Genomic DNA, 3089 nt, shown 5'->3' with positions numbered 1-3089 from the left:
TGGAAATAGAAATACCCCCCACGGGTGTGGGGGGTATTTCTGAATGTGTGTTCGGCGGTGTCCTACTTTTCCACCCGTAGGGGTAGTATCATCGGCGCTGGCAGGCTTAGCTTCCGGGTTCGGGATGGGACCGGGCGTTTCCCTGTCGCTATGACCGCCGTAACTCTATTTTCTTGTGTGATTCCCCCCCGGGGTGGTCGGGTGGCGCCACGGTGTGGTGGCGGCCGGCCCAGGATCCCGTGGGGGGTTTCGTGTGCACCAAGAAAGGTGTTTTTGGTGGTGGGATGCAATGTTGGTCATTGCGGATGTGGTTGCGAAGCAAAAGGTTGTTGTAAGTTTTCGGCCGGTTAGTGCCAGTTCCCTCACACATTGCTGTGTTTACAGGTCTGGCCTATCGATCCCGTGGTCTGCGGGGGGCCTTATCCCTCCTAGAGGGTGAGAAACCTGGTCTTGGAAGAGGTTTCCCGCTTAGATGCTTTCAGCGGTTATCCTGTCCGAACGTGGCTATCCAGCCGTGCTCCTGGTGGAACAACTGGTATACCAGAGGTTCGTCCGTCCCGGTCCTCTCGTACTAGGGACAGATTTCCTCAAGTTTCTGACGCGCGCGGCGGATAGAGACCGAACTGTCTCACGACGTTCTAAACCCAGCTCGCGTGCCGCTTTAATGGGCGAACAGCCCAACCCTTGGGACCTGCTCCAGCCCCAGGATGCGACGAGCCGACATCGAGGTGCCAAACCATCCCGTCGATATGGACTCTTGGGGAAGATCAGCCTGTTATCCCCGGGGTACCTTTTATCCGTTGAGCGACACCCCTTCCACTCGGGGGTGCCGGATCACTAGTCCCGACTTTCGTCCCTGCTCGACGTGTCAGTCTCACAGTCAAGCTCCCTTGTGCACTTGCACTCAACACCTGATTGCCGTCCAGGTTGAGGGAACCTTTGGGCGCCTCCGTTACATTTTGGGAGGCAACCGCCCCAGTTAAACTACCCACCAGGCACTGTCCCTGAACCGGATATACGGTTCGAAGTTAGAAGTCCAATACGATCAGAGTGGTATTTCAACAATGACTCCACCCACACTGGCGTGTGAGCTTCACAGTCTCCCACCTATCCTACACAAACCGTATCGAACGCCAATACCAAGTTGTAGTGAAGGTCCCGGGGTCTTTTCGTCCTGCCGCGCGTAACGAGCATCTTTACTCGTAGTGCAATTTCGCCGAGTCTATGGTTGAGACAGTTGAGAAGTCGTTACGCCATTCGTGCAGGTCGGAACTTACCCGACAAGGAATTTCGCTACCTTAGGATGGTTATAGTTACCACCGCCGTTTACTGGGGCTTAAATTCTCCGCTTCACCCCGAAGGGTTAACGGGTCCTCTTAACCTTCCAGCACCGGGCAGGCGTCAGTCCGTATACATCGTCTTGCGACTTCGCACGGACCTGTGTTTTTAGTAAACAGTCGCTTCTCACTGGTTTCTGCGACCCACTCCCGCTGCCGGCCGCGAAGGCCATGACGGTAGGTGGGTCCCCCTTCTCCCGAAGTTACGGGGGTATTTTGCCGAGTTCCTTAACCATAGTTCACTCGTACGCCTTGGTATTCTCTACCTGACCACCTGTGTTGGTTTGGGGTACGGGCCGTGTGAGAGCTCGCTAGAGGCTTTTCTCGGCAGCATAGGATCACCGAATTCACCTCATCCGGTTATGCATCACCTCTCGGACTATGTGAACGACGGATTTACCTATCGCTCGTCCTACCGGCTTGCCCCAGTATTACCACTGACTGGTACGGCTACCTTCCTGCGTCACCCCATCGCTTGACTACTACCAACGAAGGTCCCGCGCAGCCCCAGAAACCGTCACCCCGAAGGGCTCAGTGATCCTGGATTTGGGCGGTTAGTACCGCTGATTCATCAGGGACGCGCTCACACGGGTACGGGAATATCAACCCGTTGTCCATCGACTACGCCTGTCGGCCTCGCCTTAGGTCCCGACTCACCCTGGGCGGACTGGCCTGGCCCAGGAACCCTTGGTCTTTCGGCGGGCAAGGTTCTCACTTGCCTTATCGCTACTCATGCCTGCATTCTCACTCCCACACCCTCCACAACTCGCTTACGCGGCTGCTTCACCGGATGCAGGACGCTCCCCTACCCATCAACTTGCGTTGATGCCGCGACTTCGGCGGTGTGCTTGAGCCCCGCTACATTATCGGCGCACAATCACTTGACCAGTGAGCTATTACGCACTCTTTCAAGGGTGGCTGCTTCTAAGCCAACCTCCTGGTTGTCTTCGCGACTGCACATCCTTTTCCACTTAGCACACGCTTAGGGGCCTTAGTCGGCGATCTGGGCTGTTTCCCTCTCGACGCACGGAGCTTATCCCCCGCCGTCTCACTGCCACGCTTTCACTTACCGGCATTCGGAGTTTGGCTGACGTCAGTAACCTTGTGAGGCCCATCGGCCATCCAGTAGCTCTACCTCCAGCAAGAAACACGCAACGCTGCACCTAAATGCATTTCGGGGAGAACCAGCTATCACGGAGTTTGATTGGCCTTTCACCCCTACCCACAACTCATCCCCTCAGTCTTCAACCTAAGTGGGTTCGGGCCTCCACACGGTCTTACCCGCGCTTCACCCTGGCCATGGGTAGATCACTCCGCTTCGGGTCCAGAACACGCCACTACACCCCCAACGGGGATACGCCCTATTCAGACTCGCTTTCGCTACGGCTACCCCACCCGGGTTAACCTCGCGACATGTCCCTGACTCGCAGGCTCATTCTTCAAAAGGCACGCCATCACCCCACCACGAAGGAGGGCTCTGACGGATTGTAAGCGCACGGTTTCAGGTACTATTTCACTCCCCTCCCGGGGTACTTTTCACCATTCCCTCACGGTACTAATCCGCTATCGGTCACTGAGAAGTATTCAGGCTTACCGGGTGGTCCCGGCAGATTCACAGCAGATTCCACGGGCCCGCTGCTACTCGGGGACAGTTCCACAGGAGTCACAATGTTTTCGTCTACCGGGCTCTCACCGTCTACGGCAGGCCATCCCAGGCCACTTCAACTAACACCATGATTTCTCACTCCTGCC

General features: G+C 56.5%; 2 rRNA genes (1 of these 2 cut by a window edge). Both read right to left on the bottom strand.

The features are described 5' to 3' along the window. Nucleotides 1-49: 49 nt before the first annotated feature. Nucleotides 50-162, bottom strand: a 5S ribosomal RNA gene (rrf, locus tag AC3A6P_RS36010). Nucleotides 163-326: 164 nt separating this feature from the next. Then, a 23S ribosomal RNA gene (locus tag AC3A6P_RS36005) occupies nt 327-3089 on the bottom strand; it runs 184 nt beyond the window's last position.

This window comes from Mycobacterium sp. Soil_C_30, from assembly GCF_057656995.1.
Note: the sequence above shows the minus strand (reverse complement) of the source record. Positions and strands in the feature narration are given on the sequence as shown.